This window comes from Polaromonas sp. P1_G2 (genome assembly GCF_056405515.1).
In genome coordinates this window covers 1-633 of sequence record NZ_JBFUBY010000677.1, presented here as the reverse complement: position 1 = coordinate 633, position 633 = coordinate 1, and the positions used below count along the sequence as shown (strand labels likewise).

Below are 633 nucleotides of genomic sequence, written 5' to 3'. Positions count from 1 at the left end.
AGGCAACCCACTGGTCGAAGCCGGCCTTGTCGAGGCCATGGAACTTGAAGCGCATGTGGGAGAAGCCGGGGCCGCTGAAATTGGCCGAAAGGCCTTCATATTCGCCGGCCTTGTTGATGACGGCGTGCAGCGGCGTCTGCATGCCCGGCATGGCATAGACCTGACCCGCCAGTGCCGGAATGTAGAACGAATTCATCACCGAGGAGGAAGTGATCTGGAATCTGATCGGGGTGTCGACCGGTGCCGCCATTTCGTTGACCGTAGCGATGCCGAGGTCTGGATAGAAGAACAGCCATTTCCAATCGAGCGCCACGACCTGAACGGTGATCGGCTTGGTGCCGGCCGGGATGGCGCGCTCGGCGTCGATCCGGTCGAGCGGACGGTAGACGCGGTTGATGCGGCGCTCGGCATTGGTGAACGTACCGTCCTTTTCGAGGAAGGTCGAGCCGGGCAGGAAGACATGGGCGTAGTTCGCGGTCTCGTTGAGGAACAGGTCCTGGACGACGACGCATTCCATGGCTGCGAGACCGGCCGAAACATGCTTGGTGTCCGGGTCGGACTGCAGGATGTCTTCGCCCTGGACGTAGAGCGCCTTGAACGAGCCGTCGACGGCGGCATCCAGCATGTTGGGGA

Annotated in this window: 1 protein-coding gene; it reads right to left on the bottom strand. The window is 61.8% G+C overall.

Translation table 11 applies throughout. From position 1 onward, the window contains the following. Window positions 1-625: molybdopterin-dependent oxidoreductase (locus tag AC1D0P_RS26900; RefSeq protein WP_477679525.1), on the bottom strand; the 625-nt coding region annotated here is incomplete at its 3' end. Window positions 626-633 lie beyond the last annotated feature (8 nt).